Here is a 20,146-nt window from a genome sequence, read left to right on the forward strand (position 1 = left end):
GATGACCGAACCGACCGCAGGGACCGCAGTGGCCGAGGTGACCGGACCCGGCGTGCCGGCCGCGCCGACCGCCGACGCGCCGTTCGTGATGGACCCGCTGGCCCTCGACAACGCCGCCGAGGGCGCCCGGCTGCGCGCCGCCGGCCCGGTGGTCCCGGTCGAGCTGATGGGCGTCCGCGGCTGGGCGGTCACCCGGCACGCCGAGGCCCGCAAACTGCTCACCGACGCCCGGCTGGTCAAGGACGCGACGCACTGGGCGGCGTTCCGGCGCGGCGAGGTGCCCAGGACCTGGCCGCTGATCGGCCTGGCCGTGCCCGGCCCCTCGATGGTCACCACCGACGGCGCCGCGCACCGCCGGCTGCGGGCGATCGTGGCCCAGGCCTTCACCCCCCGCCGCGTCGAACTCATGAAGCCGCGCATCGAGGGGATCACCGCCGAACTGCTCGACCGGCTCGCCGCGTCCGGCCCGGTGGTCGACCTGAAGACGGCCTTCGCCTTCCCGCTGCCGATGTCGGTGATCGGCTGGCTGCTCGGCGTGCCCGAGCACGACCACGCCTACATCCGCGAGCTGTACGAGCGCTTCTTCTCCAGCACCACCGCACCGGCCGACGTGCCGGCCACCATCGCCGCGCTGAACGCCTTCGTCGCCGACCTGGTGGCGCTGCGCCGGGCCGAGCCCGGGGACGACCTGATCAGCGCCCTGCTGACGGCGGACGTCGAGGGCGGCCCGCTCACCGACGCCGAGGCCTCGGCCACACTGCGCGTGATCATCGCGGCGGGGCACGAGACCACCGTCAACCTGATCACCAACGCGGTCCGCGCCCTGCTCACCCATCCGGAGCAGCTTGCGCTCGCCCGTTCGGGCGAGGTGGGCTGGCCGGCGGTGGTCGAGGAGTCGCTCCGGTGGACCCCGCCGACAAGCAACTTCCTGTTCCGCTTCGCGACCGAGGACATCGAGGCGGGCGGCACGGTGATCCCCGCCGGGGACGCAGTCCTGATCTCGTACAACGCGATCGGCCGCGACCCCGGGCAGCACGGCGACACCGCGGAGCTCTTCGACATCACCCGCGACGCCGGACGGCACCTCTCGTTCGGCCACGGGCCGCACGTCTGCCCGGGCTCGCCGCTGGCCCGGCTGGAGGCGGCGGTGGCGCTGCCCGCGCTCTTCGAGCGCTTCCCCGGCCTCGCCCTCGCGGTGCCCGAGGAGGAGCTGCGGCCGAACCCCACCATGGTGGTCAACAGCCTGCGCGAGCTGCCCGTCCGGCTCTGATCGGGCCCGGAGCGGCGTCGGAGGGCCGGTGCGCAACCGGCCCTCCAGCACGGCCCGATCACGACCGGGACACCGGCCGATGAAGGTCGAACGCGCACCTTGGCGTGGGGTAACCGGTGAGTTAACGTCTTCAAGCCAGCGATACTGCTGGGTACAGCTCGATCAACCGGTACAGCGCAGACTTGTAGTCCCACGCCGGCATCTCGGGGTGCCCTGGCCAGGAGGAGCGCATTGTCCACCACCACGATCGCCTGTGAGGCCCGCCGATGACCAGACTCCAGCGGCGGCGCCTGCTCGCCGTCCCCGCCGTACTCGCCCTGGCCCTCGTCGCGGCGTGCTCGAACAGCTCGTCCAAGGACGGCGGCGGCACCTCGGCGGCACCCACGCTCACCGGTGACTGTGCCAAGTACCAGGCCTACGCGGGCCACTCGGGCACCAAGGTGACGATGTTCGCCTCGATCCTCAGCCCGGAGTCCGACTCGCTGGAGAAGTCCTGGGCGGAGTTCAGTTCTTGTACGGGCATCAAGATCTCGTACGAGGGCTCCAACGACTTCGAGTCGCAGCTGCCGGTGCGCGTGAGCGGCGGAAACGCCCCGGACTTCGCGATCATCCCGCAGCCCGGCCTGCTCGCGCAGATGGTCAAGACCGGAAAGGTCGTGAAGCCGCCGGCGCAGACCGTCGCCAACGAGGACAAGTGGAGCCCGGTCTGGAAGACCTACGGCTCCGTCAACGGCACCTTCTACGCGGCGCCGATGAGCGCCAACATGAAGTCGCTGGTCTGGTACTCGCCGAAGGCCTTCAAGCAGGCCGGCTACGAGGTCCCGAAGACCTGGGCCGACCTCATGGGCCTCAGCAACCGGATCGCCACCTCCGGCGGCGCCAAGCCGTGGTGCGGCGGCATCGCCTCCGGCACCGCGACCGGCTGGCCGGCCACCGACTGGGTCGAGGAGGCCGTCCTCGGCAGCTACGGCGGCGACGTCTACGACCAGTGGGTCAGCCACAAGATCAAGTTCAGTGACGAGAAGATCACCGGCGCCATGAAGACGGTGGCCGACTGGATGCAGAACCCGGCCTGGGTCAACGCGGGCATCGGCGACGTGAAGTCGATCGCCACGACCACGTTCCAGGACGCGGGCGCGCCGATCCTCTCCAACAAGTGCTACATGCTGCAGCAGGCCTCGTTCTACCGGGCGCAGTGGCCCAAGGGCACCAACATCGGCCCGGACGGCGACATCTTCGCCTTCCACCTGCCGGCCGTGAACCCGGCGGTCAGCAGCCCGGTCGAGGGCGGCGGCGAGTTCCTGGCCGCGTTCTCCAGCAGGCCCGAGGTGCAGGCGGTGCAGAACTACCTGTCGACCAGCGACTGGGCGAGCAGCCGGGTCAAGGTCGCCTCCGGCTGGGTCTCCGCCAACCAGGGCGTCGACAAGAGCCTCTACACCGACCCGATCGACAAGCTCTCCGCCGAGGCGCTCACCGACCCGGCCGCCACGTTCCGCTTCGACGCCTCCGACCTGATGCCGGCGGCCGTCGGCTCCGGCCAGATGTGGAAGTCGTTCACGGCGTGGTTCGCCGAGGGGCAGTCCATCCAGAAGGTGGCGGCCGACATCGACGCGGCCTGGCCGCAGTAACGCCGGTCGCCTCCGGGCAGCGCGGGTCCCACCCGCCCGCGCTGCCCCTCCCCATGTCCGAGGAAGGACCCTCCGCATGCCCACGGCCACCGCCGTGCACCTCGCCGACTCGGCGTGGACGGATGCGACGATCAAGTTCACCAACACCGTGGGAGCCGTCGCCGGCTTCCTCGGCGTGCTGCTGCTGGTCTTCTTCGCGGCGGGCCGGGCGACCGGGCGGTTCTCCCGCCCGCTGGCCGTCCTGGTGATGGTCGGACCGGCGATCCTGCTGCTGCTGGTCGGCCTGGTGATCCCGCTGATCCGCACCGTCTACCTGAGCTTCTACAACGACGACTCCACCAAGGCGGTCGGCGCCAGCAACTACGGCTGGGCGCTCACCACCGAATCCATCCACCAGGTGCTGTGGAACACCCTGCAGTGGCTGGTGGTCGCACCGCTGGTGGCCACCGGCACCGGCCTGGTGCTGGCCCTGCTGGTCGAGCGGCTGCGCGGGCAGGCGCTCTACAAGTCGCTGCTTTTCATGCCGATGGCGATCTCCCTGGTCGGCGCGTCGATCATCTGGAAGTTCGTCTACGAGGACCGCGACCCCTCCCAGCCGCAGATCGGCCTGCTCAGCCAGCTCGCGATCAGCCTCGGCTGGGACGACCCGCCGAACTGGATCCTCTCCCACCCGCTGAACAACTACCTGCTGATGATCGTCATGATCTGGGTGCAGACCGGCTTCGCGATGGTGGTGCTCTCCGCGGCGATCAAGGCCATCCCGGACGAGATCACCGAGGCCGCCCGCCTCGACGGCGCCCGCGGCTTCCAGCTGTTCCGGCACGTCACGGTGCCGATGATCCGCACCACGCTGATCGTGGTGCTGACCACCGTCATGATCACCACGCTGAAGGCCTTCGACATCGTCCGCACCATGACCGGCGGCAACTTCGGGACCCAGGTGCTGGCCAACGAGATGTACTCGCAGTCCTTCGTGCAGTTCAACGTCGGACGCGGCAGCGCGCTCGCCGTGATCCTCTTCCTGGCCGTGATCCCGCTGGTGGCCTACAACATCGTCCAGCTGCGCAAGGAGCGTGAGCACCGATGAGCGAGCAGCTCGCCCCGGCCCCGCCGCCGGGGGCGGAGGACCGCGAGCCCCCGGCGAAGGCCGTCCGCCGCGCGTTCAGCAGCCCGCTCGCCTCGCTGCTGATGGTCGTGGTCACCGTGCTCTGGACGATCCCCACCATCGGCCTGCTGGTCACTTCGCTCCGCCCGGAGGAGGACGTCGCGACCAGCGGCTGGTGGACGGTCTTCGGCGACCCGAACCTCACCCTGGAGAACTACCACACGGTGCTCTTCGAGGGCGGGTTCGGCGTCAGCGGCGGCCTGATGCCGTACCTGGTCAACTCGCTGGCGATCAGCATCCCGGCGACGGTCTTCCCGCTGGTCCTCGCCGCGATGGCCGCGTACGGGCTGGCCTGGGTGAAGTTCCGGGGCAGCGACGTGGTCTTCTTCGCGATCTTCGCGTTGCAGGTCGTGCCGCTGCAGATGGCGCTCATCCCGCTGCTGCAGCTGTTCTCCGGCGGCGCGCACATCGGCTCGGTCACCGTGATCCCCGCCTTCGACCTCAGCGGCACCTACGCCCCGGTCTGGCTGGCGCACACCATGTTCGCGATGCCGCTGGCGATCTTCCTGCTGCACAACTTCGTCTCGCAGCTGCCGCGCGACCTCATGGAGGCCGCGGTCGTCGACGGAGCCACCCACTTCAAGATCTTCCGGTCGATCGTGGTGCCGCTCTGCACCCCGGCGCTGGCCTCCTTCGCGATCTTCCAGTTCCTCTGGGTCTGGAACGACCTGCTGGTGGCCCTCACCTTCGCCGGCGGCACCCCCGAGGTCGCCCCGATGACCGTCCGGCTGGCCCAGCTGAGCGGCTCCTTCGGCGGCCGCTGGGAACTGCTCACGGCCGGCGCCTTCCTGTCCCTGATCATCCCGCTGATCGTCTTCTTCGCGCTGCAGCGGTACTTCGTCCGCGGTCTGCTGGCGGGCTCGGTCAAGGGCTGAGCCCGCCCCGCCCCGGCCCCGCGCCCCGGCTCCGGCTCCGGCCCCGCGCCCCGGCTCCGGCTCCCGCTCCGGTGACGCCCCCGCGCCCCGTGCGCGGGGGCGTCGCGCGTCCGACTCCTGACGTTCCGTGACATGGACCGGGAATGTGAGGATTTCGAGGACGCGCCACCCGTGCAGCCGGTACACCGGTAGCGGCGATTCCGCCGCCGATCCGGTTGTCCGACAAGTGGGGGATGGCGTGAGGTTCAGAAGACGTCTGGCGTGCCTGGTGGCCGCCGTGCTGGCAGGGGCGGTGCTGGCCGCCGCACCCGCAGGCGCGGCGGGGACGGCGACCCTCGGCACCACCGCGGTCGGCTCGGCCACCGACTCGGGCGACTCCAACTACATGAACACCTCGCGCTTCGTCACCGGCGCCAACGGCGGCGCCCTGAACAGCATCAGCGTGCACGTCGGGGCGGTCGGCGCCGCACCGAACAACCAGTACCAGGTCGCGGTCTACGCCGACGCGGCGGGCAAGCCGGGCGCGCTGGTCGCCTCCAGCGCCTCCGGCACGCTCGCCGCCAACGCCTGGAACACCCTGCCGCTGACCGGCACGCTCGCCGCCAACACCGCCTACTGGCTGGCCTACAACAGCAACGGGTCGAGCGCGGCCGTCAACAACCTGCACTACAGCAGCGGCGGCACCAGCGGGTACTCCACCGGCGGCGCCCCGTTCGGCACCTGGCCGGCGGCCTTCGGCGCGAGCAGCACCATGAGCGCCACCTTCTCGATCTACGCCACCTACACCCCCGACGGCGGCGGCACCACTCCTCCGGGCAGCGGACCGGGCTCGGAGGGCCCGATCCTGCTGGTCGGCAACGCGGCCAACCCGTACACCGCCTACTACGGCGAGATCCTCAAGGCCGAGGGCCTCAACTACTACAAGCAGACCGACCTGTCGGCGGTCACCGCGGCGCTGCTCGCGAACTACGACGTGGTGCTGCTCGGCGAGACCGCGCTCACCCCCGCCCAGGTCGCCATGTTCACCACCTGGACCAACGGCGGCGGACGGCTGGTCGCGATGCGCCCCGACAAGCAGCTCGCCGGACTGCTCGGCCTCACCGCCACCACCGGCACCCTCGCCGACGCCTACCTGAAGATCGACACCTCGGCGGCCCCCGGCGCCGGCCTCACCGCCGACACCATGGGCTTCCACGGCACCGCGGACCGCTGGACGCTCAACGGCGCCACGGCCGTCGCGGCCCTCCACGACGACGCGAACACGGCGAGCGGCAACCCCGCCGTCACCCTGCGCACCGCCGGCAGCGGCCGGGCCGCCGCCTTCACCTTCGACCTCGCCAAGTCCGTGGTGCAGACCCGCCAGGGCAACATCGCCTGGGCCGGCCAGCAGCGCGACTCCACCGACGGCTACGAGGCCAGCGAGATGTTCTTCGGCACCAACGGCCAGCCGAACTGGAACGACCTGAACAAGGCGCTGATCCCGATCGCCGACGAGCAGCAGCGGCTGCTCGCGAACCTGATCACCCTGATGGACTCGGCGAAGAAGCCGCTGCCGCGGTTCTGGTACTTCCCGCGGGACGTCAAGGCGGTCGTCGTGATGAGCGGCGACGACCACGGCATCGGCGGCACCGTCGGCCGCTGGGACAGCTACATCTCGCAGTCCCCGGCCGGCTGCTCGGTCGCCGACTGGGAGTGCGTGCGCGGTTCCTCGTACATCTACACCAACGACCCGATGACGCCCGCCCAGGCGCAGTCCTACACCGACGAGGGCTTCGAGGTCGGCGTCCACGTCACCACCGACTGCAAGCCCTGGGGCACCACGGCCAACCTGCAGCAGCTCTACAGCGGCCAGTTGGGCGCCTGGAAGGCCAAGTACGGCTCGCTGCCGAACCCGTCGAGCAGCCGCACGCACTGCGTGGAGTGGGACGACTGGGCCACCCAGGCCAAGACCAAGCTGGCCAACGGCATCCGGCTCGACATGGATTACTACTACTACCCGTCCGCCTTCGTGCAGGACCGGCCCGGCTACTTCAACGGCACCGGCATGATCATGAAGTTCGCCGACACCGACGGCAGCGTGATCGACGAGTACCAGGCCACCACCCAGCTCACCGACGAGTCCGGCCAGTCCTACCCGTCCAGCGTCAACGCCCTGCTCGACGGCGCGTACGGCGCCAAGGGCTACTACGCGGCGATCGGGGCCAACATCCACACCGACTTCGCGGCCTCCAGCGCCTCGGACGCGGTGATCGCGGCCGCCAAGGCCCGCGGCGTGCCGGTGGTCTCCGGCCGGCAGATGCTGACCTGGCTGGACGGCCGCAACGGCTCCGCCTTCTCCAAGCTCGCCTGGAGCGGCAACGCGCTGACCTTCGACATCACCGGCGGCACCCGCGGCCTGCGCGCCATGGTGCCGGTGAACTCCGCCTCCGGCACCCTCACCGGGATCTCCAAGCAGGGCCAGGCCGTGCCCTACCGGATCGAGACCATCAAGGGGACGGCGTACGCCTTCTTCGACGGCGCGGTCGGCTCCTACACCGCGACGTACGGCCAGGACACCACCGCACCCACCGTCACCGGCACCGCGCCCGCCAACGGCGCCACCGGGGTCGCGGCCGGCACGGCGGTGAAGTTCTCCTTCAGCGAGCCGCTCGACCCCGCGACGGTCACCGCCTCGGCGCTCACCCTGAAGACCACCGGCGGCGGCACCCCGGTCCCCGGCACCGTCAGCTACGACGCGGCGACCAGCACCGCCGTCCTCACCCCGAGCACCGACCTGGCACTGACGACCGGTTACACCGCCACCGTACAAGGGGTGAAGGACCTGGCGGGCAACACCCTCGCCGGGCCGGTGACCACCGCGTTCACCACCGCCGGGCTGCCGCCGAAGACCATCGGGTCGAACACGGTCGGCACGCTGGTCGACGACACCGACTCCAACCACCTCAACGGCTCCAAGGTGACCACCGGCTCGACGGCCGTCCCGCTCACCTCGCTCAGCGTGCACGTCGCCGGGGTCAGCGCGGCGCCCAACAACCTGTACCAGCTGGCCGTCTACACCGACAACGCCGGCTCGCCCGGCACCCTCGTGGTCGCCACCGGCTCCGGCACGCTGACGCCCAACGCCTGGAACTCGGTGCCCGTCACCACCACCCTCGCGCCCAACACCAGCTACTGGTTCGTCTACAACAGCAACGGGACGAGCTCGACGGTGAACAACATGCACTACTCGACCGGCCCGGCCGGCTCCGGGGCCTACAGCAACACGGTGGTGCCGTTCGGCACCTGGCCGACCAGCTTCGGAACCGCCGTCAAGGACAGCCTCGTCTACTCGCTGTACGGCGCGTACTGACGATCCGTCCGGCCCGGCCGCTCCGGCCGCCGGCCGGACCGCCCGCCCACTGCGGGGCGCTTGTGTCACAACTCTGCGACACAAGCGCCCCGCAGTACTTTTGAACCTGTTCAGAATTGTCCTCGGAGCCCTAGAGTCACGATCGCCCGCCGCGGGGCCGCACGTCGGCCGCCGCGTGTCCTGTGACGCTTGAGGGGGACTCATGTCGACACCGTCAGACAGCACACCGCCGCCCGTACCGCCCACTCCGTCCGGGCCTTCCGAGTCGTCCGCGCCTTCCTCTCCCTCCGCGCCCTCCTCACCTTCTTCGCCCTCCTCGTCTTCCGGGTCGTCCGCTCCGACCGGGGCTGCGGCGGAGGGCGGTGCCTCGGACGCGACTCCGTCGGGTGCGGGCGCGGCTGCCGACGCCGGCGTCCCGGGTGCCGGGGTGCCCGGCGCGCGGACGGCGTCCGGTGGCGGGCCGGCAGGCCCGGAGCAGGGCGGTACGGACGGGGGAGTGGAGGCCGGCCGTGTCGCCGCCGAGTTCCGCAAGGCGGCCAAGGAGCCCGACCTGGGGCCGGCCGCCGGTGCGGCGCCGCGGACCGGTGCGGGTGCGGGTGAGGGGGCCGGTTCCGGGGCCGCCGCAGGACCGGCAGCCCGTCCGGCGCCGCGTCCGGCCGGAGGAGGGGCGGCTGCAGGGGCCGGGAGCGTGCCGCGGCCGGGGGCCGGCCCGGGTCAGGCGTACGGCGGCCGCCCAGGGACCGGCCCGGGCGCATGGCTGCCGCCCGCGCCGCCGCCGGACCCGCTGTGGATCGTCGCGACCGCGCCGACCCGGCCCGCCCTGCCGGGCTTCGGCGTCCTGGCGGCCGGACTCGCCTCCGGCCTGCTCGCCGCGGTCCTGCTGACCGACGGCCTCGGCGTCAACGTCCTGCTGTGGGCCCTCGTCGGCGCGGTCGGGGCCGGCCTCGCCGCCTCCGCCACCGGCCGCAAGGTCCGGCCGTGGACGGTGGTCTGGACGGTCACCGCCCTGGTGCTGCTGCTCGTGCCGGCCCTGGTGGAGGCCTCCTGGCCGGTCGTCCTCGCGCTGCTCGCGGCCGCGGGCGCCGGCTCGCTCGCCCTGCACGGCGGCAGGCGCTGGCCCGGCGTGCTGCTCGGCCCGTTCGGAATGTGGCCGCACCTGATCCCCGGCCTCGCCTGGGGTCTACTCTCGCTGCGCAACCGCCAGTACCCGGCCCGGGACCGGGTGGTGTCCGTGGCCAAGGCGGCAGCCGTCTCGCTGGCGCTGCTGGTGGTCTTCGGCGCCCTGTTCGCCAGCGCCGACGCCGCGGTCGCCGAACTCCTCGGCGACCTCGCCCCGAGCATCGACACCGAGGACCTTCCGATGCAGGTCCTGCTCTTCCTGGTGGGCCTGCTGATCGCCCTGGCGGCCGCGCACACGGCGGCCGGCCCGCGCCGCTTCGACCGCTTCCCGGTGAAGCCGGGCCGCGAGCGCGGCCGTCTGGAGTGGGCGGTGCCGCTGGTCGCCCTCAACCTGCTGTTCGGTGCCTTCGTCGCCGTCCAGGCCGTGGTCTTCGTCGGCGGCTACGAATCGGTGATGAGCAAGCCCGGGATGATCCCGGCCGAGTACGCCCGGCAGGGCTTCTGGCAGCTGCTGATCGTCACACTGCTGGTGCTGGTCCTGCTGGCACTGGCGGGCCGCTGGGCACCGCGCTCCACCCCGCGGGACCGCGCCATGGCCAAGACCCTGCTCGGTCTGCTCTGCGGCCAGACAATGGTCGTGGTCGCCTCGGCGCTCTACCGGATGCAGCGCTACGTGGACAACTTCGGCCTGACCCGGCTGCGGATCTCGGTGGCCACGGTGGAGATCTGGCTGGGCGTCGTCCTGCTGCTGGTGCTCGTCGGCGGCATCCTCGCCTCCGCCAAGTGGTTGCCGAGGGCCGTCGTGCTGAGCGCCGCCGCCGCAACGGCCGTCTTCGGCCTGATCAGCCCGGACGCGGTGATCGCCGAACAGAACGTCCACCGCTTCGAGCAGACCGGACGGATCGACGTCGGCTACCTCCGCGACCTCTCCGCGGACGCCGTGCCCGCTCTGGACCGGCTCCCGGAGGACCAGCGCGTCTGCGCCCTGCAGAAGATCGCCAAGGACCTCGACGACGACCGACTGCCCTGGTACGCCACGAGCCTGGCCGAGTCCCGCGCCCGCGGGATCCTGGCGGACCGCGCGGTGTCGGTCGTCGGAGACGATGCCTGCCGCAGGGTCGGCGTCCGCCCGGACGACCGGTACTACGGCGACGGCGACTACTGACGCCACCCACCTCGGTCGGTCCGGCGCCGGGTGAGGCCGCTCCGGGCCGACCCGCCCCGGTGGCCGCGGTCGGGTGCCAGGACCGGTGGCCGCGGTCGGCTGCGAGGACCGGTGTGCGGTGGCGGGCCCGTGGGGGACCGCCACCGCACGGTGCGTCAGAGCACCACGCCGGCCGCCCCTTCGGACGGCAGGTCGCTCGCCTTCGCCTTCACCACGAACAGTGCCACCAGCAGGGCGACCACCGCCAGCGAGGCACCCACGATGAACGCCTGGCCGATGCCGTGCGCCAGCGTCTCGCTGTACGCGGCGCTGCCCACCGGGAACTCGTGCGCCGTCTGGAAGTGCTGCGCCTGCTCGGGCGTGGCGGACTTCAGGAAGTCCGGCACCAGCTCGGTGGCCTTGGACTTCGCCGTCTGGCTGAACACGGTGGTGAGGATCGACAGGCCCAGGGCACCGCCGATCTGCTGAACCGAGTTGAGCAGGCCGGAGGCGGCGCCGGTCTCGGTGTTCGGCACGCCGGACACCGCGATCAGCATCACCGGGACGAAGATCAGACCCATGCCGAAGCCGAAGATCACCGTGGGGCCGAGGATCCCGTCCACGTATCCGCTGTCTGCCTTGAGCTGGGTGAGCCAGCTCAGGCCGACCGTGACCAGGGCGGCGCCGCCGGCCATGAACACCTTCGGGCCGAGCTTCGCCTGGAGCGCCGAGGCGATCTGCGCCGCCACGATGATCGCGGCACTGATGGGCAGGAACGCCACGCCCGCCTTGAGCGGGCTGTAGTGGATGACGGTCTGAACGAAGATCGTGATGTAGAAGAAGATGCCGAACATCGCCGCGGCGAGGCAGAGCATCATGATCAGGCCGCCGGTGCGGTTGCGGTCCCGGAACAGGTGCAGCGGGGTGATCGGCTGCGAGGTCCGCCGCTCGATGACGACGAACGCGGCGACCAGGATCACGCCGGCGGCGAACGAGGCCAGCGTCAGCCCGTTGCTCCAACCGTCCGACGCGGCGCGGATGAAGCCGTAGACCAGGGCGACCAGGCCGAGGGTCGAGGCGAGCGCGCCGGGCAGGTCGAACCGGCCCTCCGTCCGCTCCGACTCGTTGATGAACCGCGGCGCGGCGAGCGCGATCAGTGCGGCGATCGGCACGTTCACGAAGAACACCCAGCGCCAGTCGAGGTACTCGGTGAGCAGACCGCCGGCCAGCAGGCCGATCGCGGCCCCGGAACCCGCGACCGCGGAGAAGACGCCGAAGGCGCGGTTGCGTTCGGGCCCCTCCTCGAAGTTGCTGGCGATCAGCGCGAACGCGGTCGGCGAACAGATCGCGCCGCCGAGGCCCTGCAGGGCGCGCGCGGCGAGCAGCATGGTCGAGTCCTGCGCGAGGCCGCCGAGCAGCGAGGCGAAGCCGAAGAGCAGGGTGCCGACGATGAACACCCGCCGCCGGCCGAGGATGTCGCCGAGGCGGCCGCCGAGCAGGAGCAGACCGCCGAAGGTCAGGGTGTACGCGTTGATCACCCAGGACAGGGTGGTGTCGGAGAAGCCGAGGTCGTTCTTGATGTGCGGCAGCGCGATGTTCACGATCGTCGCGTCCAGCACGACCATGAGCTGGGTCGCGGCGATGACGGTGAGGGTGATGCCCTTGCGCTGGGTGCGCCCCGCCTTCGGTGGTGCGGGTGCGCCGACTGTGTCGGAGAGTGCCACTGGTTTGCCCCCTGTTGGTCCTGCACCGTGGGGTGGTGCCGGAGAATTGCGCCCGTGACGTGCGCGGTTGTGCGACTGCGCACGGCCGGTGGCGGTGCGCGGACACTGTCAAGGAACGGAGTCGTTCACTATCATGTGGACGATATCCGGAAAGAGATTGTGAACGCAAGCGTTCTCTAGGGTGGTGACGATGGATCAGTTGGTGCGGCGTCAGGCGTCGGTCGGGCCGTCGGGCGGGGTGGCGGCCAGGTGCGCGCCGCCCGCCCCCGCCGGTGTGACGCGGGCCGTACCGCTGCAGGCCGGCGCCGATGCGCCGGCCGGTCCCTCGGCCCCGGAGCCGCCCGGCGGGCCGCAGTCGTCCGGTGGGCCGGAGCCGTCCGGTGGGCCGGAGCCGTCCGGTGGACCGGTCGCGCCGACCGCTTCCCGGCGGCGCGGCCGCGCGCTGGAGGCCGCGATCTTCGAGGCGACCCTCGAACTCCTCGTCTCCGGCGGCTTCGCCCGGCTGACCATGGAGGGCGTCGCCGGGGCGGCGCAGACCGGCAAGGCCGCGCTGTACCGGCGCTGGGCGTCGAAGGCGGATCTGGTCGTGCACGCCCTGGGGGCCACTCTGCCACCCCCCGTGGACATCCCCGACCTCGGGTCGGTCCGTGCGGAGTTGACGCAGCTCATCGCGGGCTTCGGCACGATGATGTGCTCGCCGGCCGGCTGGGCCATCCGCGTCCTGATGGCCGAGCTCGACCACGAACAGGCCGTCGCCTTCAAGGAGTTCCTCGACGGGCGGGTGCTGCGGCCGGCCAACACGGCGATCCTCGACATCCTCGGTCGCGGCGAGCGGCGCGGCGACGTCCGGCCCGGCGCGGCCACGCCGATCGTCGCCGACGTGGCCCCCGCGATGCTGCTCTACCGGGCCAAGGTCGCCGAGGGCGTGGTCGACGCGGCCTTCTGCACGGAGCTGGTGGACCAGGTGCTCATGCCGATGGTGGGCGCCCACTAGGCCCGCTCGGGCGGCTCCGGTGGCATCCCCCGGCGGGGTGCGGGGCAGCCGGTGCGCGGGCCGTCCGGGCCGGTGCCGCGGGGGACGTAGGCTGGTGCTGCCGGAGCGACACGAATGGACCAGCCATGCCCTACGATCCCCCGACCCACTCGGTCGAGCGCTCGCTGCGCCGGGCCGGAGCCGGCCTGGTCGCCGGGCTCGACGAGGTCGGACGCGGCGCCTGGGCCGGCCCGGTCACCGTCGGCGCCGCCGTCACCGGTCTGCGCCGCCCGCCAGAGGGTCTGACCGATTCCAAGCTCCTCACCGTCAAGCGCCGCGAGGCGCTCGCCCCGGTGCTCGCCGACTGGGTCACCGCCTACGCGCTCGGCCACGCCTCCCCGCAGGAGTGCGACGAACTCGGCATGACGGCCGCGCTCCGGCTCGCCGCCGAGCGGGCCCTCGCGGCGCTCCCGGTCCGGCCGGACGCCGTGATCCTCGACGGCAAGCACGACTACCTCGGCGGGCCCTGGCGGGTCCGCACGGTGATCAAGGGCGACCAGTCCTGCGTCTGCGTCTCCGCGGCCTCCGTCCTCGCCAAGGTCCGGCGGGACCGGATGATGGCGGAGCTCGGCACCGACCACCCCGCGTTCGGCTTCGAGGACAACGCCGGGTACCCCTCGCCGGTGCACCGCGCCGCCCTGGAGGAATTCGGGCCGACCTCGGAACACCGCCTGTCCTGGGCCTATCTCGACGGGCTCCCGCAGTGGCGGCACCTCAAGCGGGGCCGGGCCGTCGAGCCCGCGGACGAGCAGCTGTCGCTGGGCTTCTGACGCCCTGTCCGGTGCCGCGGAGGACTCCGCGGGGCCGCTCCGGGTGCCCAACAGGTGGGGCGCCCGTGCGCATCCGACCGGCATTTGATAGATATCCGGGTATGCCTGTCTTCCCCGAGGAGCCGGAGATTCACGAGAGTATCCCGGGCCCCGGCGTTCCCTTCCCTCACAAGTCGGACGCATCCAGCCCCCGTACGCCTTCCGCCAACCCCGCTGCCTCCGGTGTCGTGCCGGGTCAGCGGCCCGCGTCGCCCCGCCCGGCGCCGCCCCGTCCCGCACCGCCGAGAGCGGCCGGTGCCACCCCGGGTCCCCGCCCCGGGCCCAAGCCCGCACCGGGTCCCCGCCCTTCGTCCCCCGCCGTCCGGCTCGTCCCCGCCGACCCGCAGGAGGCGCTGGACCGCGCCGACGAGACGGTGGACCAGCTGCTCGAGTCCGGCCGTCGCCCCGGCGACGTCCTCGTGCTCACGGTCGGCGAACCGCACCCCTGGCAGCAGCACGAGCTGTCCTTCGGCGAGGAGCGCTACTGGGCGCAGCTCGCCGAGGCCGACGACGTGTTCTACGCGGACGCCGCCACCGGTCGGCCGCTGCGCCGCGAGGTGGTGGTCCTGGTGGTCAACGCCTCCGGGGTCAACCGCATCGCCGGGGCCGCGGTCCGTGCCGCCGAGCGCGCCGGCTCGCTGCTGGTGATCTGCGGCGGCACCGACGCCGTCGCATCGCTCTTCCCCGGAGCGGACCGGCCCGTCCCGGCCTGAGCCCGCGGGCCCGGGTCGGCGCGCGAGCCGCAGGGACGGCCGGTTCCGGCCGTCGCCGGGGTGCCGCCCGCCTCATCGGCGGGCGGCACCCCGGACGGTCGGTGCGAGGTCGCGCGAACGGTCAGTGCGACGCCGCGGGGCGCAGCGCGGCCACCGCCCCCACGTGGGGGTTGCGTGCCGTCCGCCGGGCGGAGTCCCGTGCATGGCGCGGCGGCAGCTCGGTGACGGTGTGCAGCGGGCCGTCGGACCACGATCCGGAGTGCGGGTTGCGGCCCTGCCGCCCGTCGCCGATCACGTGCCAGCCGGCCGGCGTCAGGGTGATGTAGGAACCGCAGCGCAGCCCGTGCAGCGCTGCGGCGTCCTGCAGGGCCCACATCCACGCGCCGTCCTGGGCCGTCCACTCGGGCGACCCCTCCCGGCAGCGCAGCAGCACGGCGGTGCGGACGGGCGCGGCGAGCCGGAGGTCGTGCGGGACGACCTGCCGCAGGTTCGCCAGGATCGCGTTGCGGTGCTGCCACCCGTCGGTGAGGTGCTGGCGGGTGCTGAAGGACGCCGAGGCGATCAGCTGGTGCCTGGCGTCCAGCACGGCGACGACCGTGGTGCCCGGTTGCGGCAGGTGCCGCTGGTGCAGTTCACGGACGAAGTCGCGCGGGGCGCGCAGCAGCGGCACGTCGGCCTCGGACCAGGCCTTCGGGTCGATGCTCCGTCTGGCGGTGGAAGGGTCCTGACCGTGGTCTCTGCGGTTGATCACGATCCTCCTTCCGGCCCGCTGGCACGGCGGTGACGTGGGTACGCCGAATACCGGGTCTTTCGACCGGGCGTGGGGTACGGCCTCAATTCTCCCGTCAGATCGGTCCGAGCGGCAATGATGAAATGCCGATCGCCGCCCGAAATTCAGTGTTCTGCCGGATATATTCCTTCGCGCCGGTGCACCCATTCGCCTGACGGCCGACCGGTGGGTGCTCGACAGGCACCCGAAGTCCGGTTTGCCCCCTGGTGTCCATCCGGTGAACGGTGCCCCCCCCCGGCCCGCCCGGGGCGCGGTTCGCGAGGGGCCGCCGTTCGTGGGCGCGGGCTCAGGTCCGGGCTCAGGCCTGGAGGGCGAGGACCAGCGGGAGGACGCCCGTCGCACCCGCGCGGCGGAGCAGCCGGGCGGCCACGGTCACCGTCCAGCCCGAGTCCACCAGGTCGTCCACCAGCAGCACCGGGCCGCCGGCCGCGGCGAGCGTCGCGGCCAGCTCCTCTGGGACGACCAGCGTGCCGGCCAGCGAGTGCAGCCGCTGCGCACTGTTGCTGCGCGGGCCGTGCGGCGGCCGGCCGGCCGTGTACTCGATCCGGCCCAGCAGCGGCAGCCGGCCCACCGCCGCGATCCGTGCGCCGAGGCTCTCCACGAGCTGGGGCCGGGTCGCCGAGGCCATGGTGACCACGCCGACCGGCCGGGCGAGCCGGGTGCCGTCCGCGCCCTCCGGCCCGGCCCAGCCGCCGGGACCGCGGGCCCAGTCGGCCAGGACGCTGACCAGTGCGTCGACCACCTCGGGCGGGACGGGGCCGTCCGGCGCCGACTCCGCGAGGAGCGAGCGCAGCCGGGTGCCCCAGCCGATGTCGGACAGCCGGCCGAGCGCCCGGCCGGTCTCCGCCTGCTCCCCGGCGGGGATGCGCCCCTTGAGCGGCACGCCGAGGGCGTCCATCCCGGTCGGCCACAGCCGGCGCGGCTCGAATTCGGTACCGGGCCGGCCGAGCGCCGCCCGGGCCGCGGCGAGCGCCTCCGCCGACACCTCCGGGCCGTGCGCGGGGCCGGCGCAGTTGTCGCACCGCCCGCAGGGCACGGCCTCCGGGTCGTCCAGCTGCCTGCGCAGGAACTCCATCCGGCAGCCGGCCGAGGCCGCGTACTTCCGCATGGCCTGCTGCTCGGCCTCCCGTGCGGCCGCGACCTTGGCGTAGCGCGGCGCGTCGTACTCCCAGGGGCGGCCGGTGGCCTCCCAGCCGCCGCGGACCTTGCGGACGGCGCCGTCGACGTCGAGCACCTTGAGCATGGTCTCCAGCCGGTTCCGCCGGAGGTCCACCCGGGCCTCCAGGGCGCCCGTGGACAGCGGCCGGCCGGCCTCGGCGAGGGCGTCGATCGTCCGCCGGACCTGCTCCTCAGGGGGGAAGCCCAGCGAGGCGAAGTACCGCCAGATCGCCTCGTCCTCCCGGCCGGGCAGCAGGAGCACCTCGGCCCGGTCGACGCCGCGGCCGGCCCGTCCGACCTGCTGGTAGTAGGCGATCGGCGAACCGGGCGAGCCCAGGTGCACCACGAATCCCAGGTCGGGCTTGTCGAAGCCCATGCCCAGGGCGGAGGTCGCGACCAGCGCCTTGACCCGGTTGGCCAGCAGGTCCGCCTCGGCACTGCGGCGCTCGGCGTCCTCCGTCCGGCCCGAGTACGAGGCCACCGCCCAGCCGCGCGACCGCAGGAAGGCCGTCACCTCGTCCGCCGCCGCCACGGTGAGCGTGTAGACGATGCCGGAGCCGGGCAGCTCGGCCAGGTGGTCCGCCAGCCAGGCCAGGCGGTGCGCCGGATCGGGCAGCGCGAGCACCCCGAGGCTGAGGCTCTCGCGGTCCAGCGGGCCGCGGAGCACCAGCGCCGTGCGGTCGGCCGGCGACGCGCCCGCCTCGTCGGGGGCGCCCGTCCCGAGCTGGTCGGCCACGTCGGCGGTGACCCGCGCATTCGCCGTCGCGGTCGTCGCGAGGACCGGCACGCCGGGGGCGAGGTCGGCCAGCATGGTGCGCAGCCGCCGGTAGTCCGGACGGAAGTCGTGGCCCCAGTCGGAGATGCAGTGCGCCTCGTCGACCACGAGCAGGCCTGTGGAGGCGGCGAGCTTGGGCAGGACCTGGTCGCGGAAGTCCGGGTTGTTCAGCCGCTCCGGGCTGACCAGCAGGATGTCGACCGCCCCGGCGGCGACCTCGGCCTGGATCTCGTCCCACTCCTGCGGGTTGGCGGAGTTGATCGTCCGCGCGTGGATGCCGGCCCGGGAGGCCGAGTCCACCTGGTTGCGCATGAGGGCCAGCAGCGGCGAGACGATCACCGTGGGGCCGGCGCCCGCCGAGCGGAGCAGCGCGGTGGCGATGAAGTACACGGCCGACTTGCCCCAGCCGGTGCGCTGCACCACCAGCGCCCGGCGGTGGTCCACGACCAGTGCCTCGATGGCCCGCCACTGGTCCTCCCGCAGCACCGCGGACGGCCCGGCCAGCTCCCGCAGCACGGCCTCGGCCCGCTCCCGGACGGCGGCGCGGTCCGGCCCGGCCGCACGCCCCCGGTCGGCGGCGTGCTCGGCCGCCGCCCGGCCGCCGGAGCGGTCGGGCGCGTCCGGGGTGCCCGCGGACTCGGATTCGGGGCGGGTGCTGCGCTCGTCCATGCCCCCATGCATACCGCGTGCGACCGACAATGGGCCAATGCAGCGCCCCGGCCTGTGGATGACCCGTCATCAGATCGGTTGACGGGAAAGGCCGCTGTGGCCCGGACGGCGGAATTCCCGCGGAATGATCAGGCCGGAACGGCCCCGCAACAATCCGCAATCCCGAGTTATCCACAGGCCGAACACGGGGTCCGGAAAAAGCAGCAAGCTTCGGGCCATGAACCACGACGAACACCGCACCCCGCCCACCGCCCCGGTCGAGGGGCCGACCCCCACCGTGCTGCCCATGCCGATGCGCGGCCCGGCCGACATGGCCGAGATGCTGCCCTACCTGCTCGGCTTCTTCCCCGACGACAGCATCGTCGCCGTCGGCCTGCAGGGGCCCTCGCTCCACCAGGGCGCCGTCGTCCGGGTCGACCTCCCCGACGACCCGGAGCAGTGGGGGCCGGTGGCCCGCGACGCCGCCGCGCTGCTGCTCGACCTCTCCGAGCAGCGCGACCGGCGGCCCGACCAGGTGCTGCTGTACCTCGTCCGGGATCCCGCCGACCCGGCGCAGTCGCAGAGCGGCGCACCGCCCGGTGGCGCCCCGCGGCCGGCCGAACCGCTGCGCCCGCTCGCGGACGACCTGGCAGCGGCCTTCCGCACGGCCGGGGTGGCCGTGAAGGAGTCGCTGTTCGTCTCCGGCGGCCGCTGGTGGTCCTTCCTCTGCACCCGCACCGGCTGCTGCGACCCCGACGGCACCCCGATCCGCCCGTCCCACCGGCCCAGCCCCGTCGCGGCCGCCGCGGCCTTCGCCGGCCTGGCCCCGCGCGGCAGCCGGCGGGCCATGGTCGCCGGGCTGGCCCCGGTCGGGCCGCCGCTCGCCGCCGTCCAGCGGCAGGAGATCGAGCGGGCCGGCCCCGGCTTCCTCCAGGAACTCGCCGCGGGGCGGACGACCACCGTCGACCGGACGGGCGAGCTGATCACCGACGTGATGGCCGAGTTCCGGGCCGGCGAGCGGGAGATCGACGCCGAGCGCACCGCCCGCCTGCTGCTCGGCCTGCAGGACAAGCTCGGCCGCGACCGCGGCGCAGAGTTCGCCGAGCGGGACGAGCTGGCCGTCGCCCAGCGGGTGTGGCGGTTCCTCGTCCAGCGCTGCGTCAGCCCGTTCGAGCACCTCGCGGCGCCGCCGCTCACCCTGCTCGCCTGGACGGCCTGGATCGCCGGCGACACCGCCACCGCCAGGATCATGCTCTCCAGGGCGCTGGAGGTGGACTCGCGCTACACCCTCGCCCTGCTGCTGTACGAGTCGATCAACGGCGGCCTGGCTCCGGAACGGCTGCTGGCGAGCGTCCGCGAGCAGCGCGCCAACCGCGTCGCCGCCCGCCCCGCCACCCACGCCGCCGAGCCGCTCGCCGATCACGTCGCCGACCCGCGGACGGAACCGGTGGAGGCCCGCCAGGAGGAGCCCGCGGCCGATGACCCCGGCCCCGACTCCCCGCCCGTACTGCCCGTACCGCCTGCGCCGGTCACCGAACCCGGCACGCCCCGGGCAGCGGCCACGCCCTCCAGGCCGGGGGAGTGCCGCGAGCCGGACACACCGTCCCCGGGCACCGGACCGATCACCGACGGGGGACCGGACTCCGCTGTCGGAGGGCCGACGGGGGCACAGCCCGCCGCCGACCCGGTCCCCACCCGGGGTGCCGTCGCCGCACGGCCCCACCGGCCGGGCGGGCACGGTGCCGGTGCTGCACCCCGAGCCGCGGCACCGGGCAGGCCCCCCGGCGGCCCGCCGCACGCCCCGCTGCGCCGCCCCACCGGTCCTGCCGGGGACAGGCCGAGGCCCGCGGCCCCACAGGCCCGGGACCGTGCAGGCGGTCAGTGGCACGCCCCGCAGCCCGGCGGCGGCTGAGATGCATCGCCGACCCGGCCTCGGAGCCCTGCTG

Annotated in this window: 13 protein-coding genes; 10 read left to right on the top strand and 3 right to left on the bottom strand. The window is 73.2% G+C overall.

Features of this window, described 5'->3' with window-relative positions:
- Nucleotide 1: 1 nt before the first annotated feature.
- The 6 genes from IE98_RS0125180 to IE98_RS43030 all read left to right on the top strand — a co-directional run bounded on the left by IE98_RS0125180 (nucleotide 2) and on the right by IE98_RS43030 (nucleotide 10,571).
- On the top strand, nucleotides 2–1,270 hold the full coding sequence (locus tag IE98_RS0125180) for a cytochrome P450 (protein WP_078661284.1): 1,269 nt from the start codon (nucleotides 2–4) through the stop codon (nucleotides 1,268–1,270).
- 266 nt (nucleotides 1,271–1,536) lie between these two features.
- The gene (locus IE98_RS0125185; protein WP_030272635.1) at nucleotides 1,537–2,898 is read left to right on the top strand and encodes an ABC transporter substrate-binding protein; all 1,362 of its coding nucleotides are present in this window, start codon (nucleotides 1,537–1,539) and stop codon (nucleotides 2,896–2,898) included.
- A gap of 76 nt (nucleotides 2,899–2,974) precedes the next feature.
- Nucleotides 2,975–3,985, top strand: a complete 1,011-nt coding sequence (locus tag IE98_RS0125190) for a carbohydrate ABC transporter permease (RefSeq protein WP_030272638.1) — start codon at nucleotides 2,975–2,977, stop codon at nucleotides 3,983–3,985.
- Nucleotides 3,982–4,938, top strand: coding sequence for a carbohydrate ABC transporter permease (locus tag IE98_RS0125195; RefSeq protein WP_030272640.1), 957 nt, complete (start codon nucleotides 3,982–3,984; stop codon nucleotides 4,936–4,938). Before IE98_RS0125190 ends, IE98_RS0125195 begins: the two co-directional genes overlap by 4 nt.
- A 238-nt stretch (nucleotides 4,939–5,176) precedes the next feature.
- Complete coding sequence (locus IE98_RS45000; protein ID WP_159401045.1) at nucleotides 5,177–8,287, top strand: Ig-like domain-containing protein; 3,111 nt, start codon at nucleotides 5,177–5,179, stop codon at nucleotides 8,285–8,287.
- 688 nt (nucleotides 8,288–8,975) lie between these two features.
- The gene (locus IE98_RS43030; RefSeq protein WP_052390937.1) at nucleotides 8,976–10,571 is read left to right on the top strand and encodes a DUF4153 domain-containing protein; all 1,596 of its coding nucleotides are present in this window, start codon (nucleotides 8,976–8,978) and stop codon (nucleotides 10,569–10,571) included.
- A gap of 155 nt (nucleotides 10,572–10,726) precedes the next feature.
- Here IE98_RS43030 and IE98_RS0125210 read toward each other — a convergent pair whose 3' ends face one another.
- Nucleotides 10,727–12,274, bottom strand: coding sequence for an MFS transporter (locus tag IE98_RS0125210; RefSeq protein ID WP_420706218.1), 1,548 nt, complete (start codon nucleotides 12,272–12,274; stop codon nucleotides 10,727–10,729).
- Between the two features lie 190 nt (nucleotides 12,275–12,464).
- Between IE98_RS0125210 and IE98_RS0125215 the strand changes: the two genes are divergently transcribed.
- The 3 genes from IE98_RS0125215 (at nucleotide 12,465) to IE98_RS52300 (ending at nucleotide 14,829) form a co-directional block, all read left to right on the top strand.
- Nucleotides 12,465–13,268 carry a TetR/AcrR family transcriptional regulator gene (locus IE98_RS0125215; RefSeq protein WP_078661285.1) on the top strand — a complete coding sequence of 268 codons (804 nt, stop codon included), beginning with the start codon at nucleotides 12,465–12,467 and terminating at the stop codon, nucleotides 13,266–13,268.
- A 125-nt stretch (nucleotides 13,269–13,393) separates the two neighbouring features.
- Nucleotides 13,394–14,077: a ribonuclease HII gene (locus tag IE98_RS0125220; protein WP_030272651.1), complete on the top strand. Its 684-nt coding sequence runs from the start codon at nucleotides 13,394–13,396 to the stop codon at nucleotides 14,075–14,077.
- A gap of 413 nt (nucleotides 14,078–14,490) precedes the next feature.
- Nucleotides 14,491–14,829, top strand: a complete 339-nt coding sequence (locus tag IE98_RS52300; RefSeq protein WP_043175064.1) for a hypothetical protein — start codon at nucleotides 14,491–14,493, stop codon at nucleotides 14,827–14,829.
- A gap of 121 nt (nucleotides 14,830–14,950) precedes the next feature.
- On the opposite strand, the gene IE98_RS43040 is transcribed toward IE98_RS52300, so the two are convergent.
- Together IE98_RS43040 and IE98_RS0125235 are read right to left on the bottom strand one after the other, a co-directional pair.
- Nucleotides 14,951–15,580, bottom strand: a complete 630-nt coding sequence (locus IE98_RS43040; RefSeq protein ID WP_234443665.1) for a hypothetical protein — start codon at nucleotides 15,578–15,580, stop codon at nucleotides 14,951–14,953.
- 337 nt (nucleotides 15,581–15,917) lie between these two features.
- A complete protein-coding gene (locus IE98_RS0125235; RefSeq protein ID WP_078661286.1) occupies nucleotides 15,918–18,221 on the bottom strand; it encodes a RecQ family ATP-dependent DNA helicase in 2,304 nt (767 codons plus the stop codon).
- Nucleotides 18,222–18,438: 217 nt separating this feature from the next.
- On the opposite strand from IE98_RS0125235, the gene IE98_RS45005 reads away from it, so the two are divergent.
- The gene (locus IE98_RS45005; RefSeq protein WP_052390938.1) at nucleotides 18,439–20,112 is read left to right on the top strand and encodes a DUF4192 domain-containing protein; all 1,674 of its coding nucleotides are present in this window, start codon (nucleotides 18,439–18,441) and stop codon (nucleotides 20,110–20,112) included.
- The last annotated feature ends 34 nt before the right edge of the window (nucleotides 20,113–20,146 follow it).

Origin of the sequence: Streptomyces sp. NRRL B-24484 (assembly GCF_000717715.1) — a bacterium.
Classification (GTDB): Bacteria; Actinomycetota; Actinomycetes; order Streptomycetales; family Streptomycetaceae; genus Kitasatospora.

Coding starts and splice junctions, on each gene's coding strand:
- IE98_RS0125235 (WP_078661286.1), bottom strand. CDS start 18,221: ATGGACGAGCGCAGCACCCGCCCCGAATCCGAGTCCGCGGGCACCCCG.
- IE98_RS0125195 (WP_030272640.1), top strand. CDS start 3,982: ATGAGCGAGCAGCTCGCCCCGGCCCCGCCGCCGGGGGCGGAGGACCGC.
- IE98_RS0125180 (WP_078661284.1), top strand. CDS start 2: ATGACCGAACCGACCGCAGGGACCGCAGTGGCCGAGGTGACCGGACCC.
- IE98_RS0125190 (WP_030272638.1), top strand. CDS start 2,975: ATGCCCACGGCCACCGCCGTGCACCTCGCCGACTCGGCGTGGACGGAT.
- IE98_RS0125215 (WP_078661285.1), top strand. CDS start 12,465: ATGGATCAGTTGGTGCGGCGTCAGGCGTCGGTCGGGCCGTCGGGCGGG.
- IE98_RS0125185 (WP_030272635.1), top strand. CDS start 1,537: ATGACCAGACTCCAGCGGCGGCGCCTGCTCGCCGTCCCCGCCGTACTC.
- IE98_RS45005 (WP_052390938.1), top strand. CDS start 18,439: ATGAACCACGACGAACACCGCACCCCGCCCACCGCCCCGGTCGAGGGG.
- IE98_RS0125220 (WP_030272651.1), top strand. CDS start 13,394: ATGCCCTACGATCCCCCGACCCACTCGGTCGAGCGCTCGCTGCGCCGG.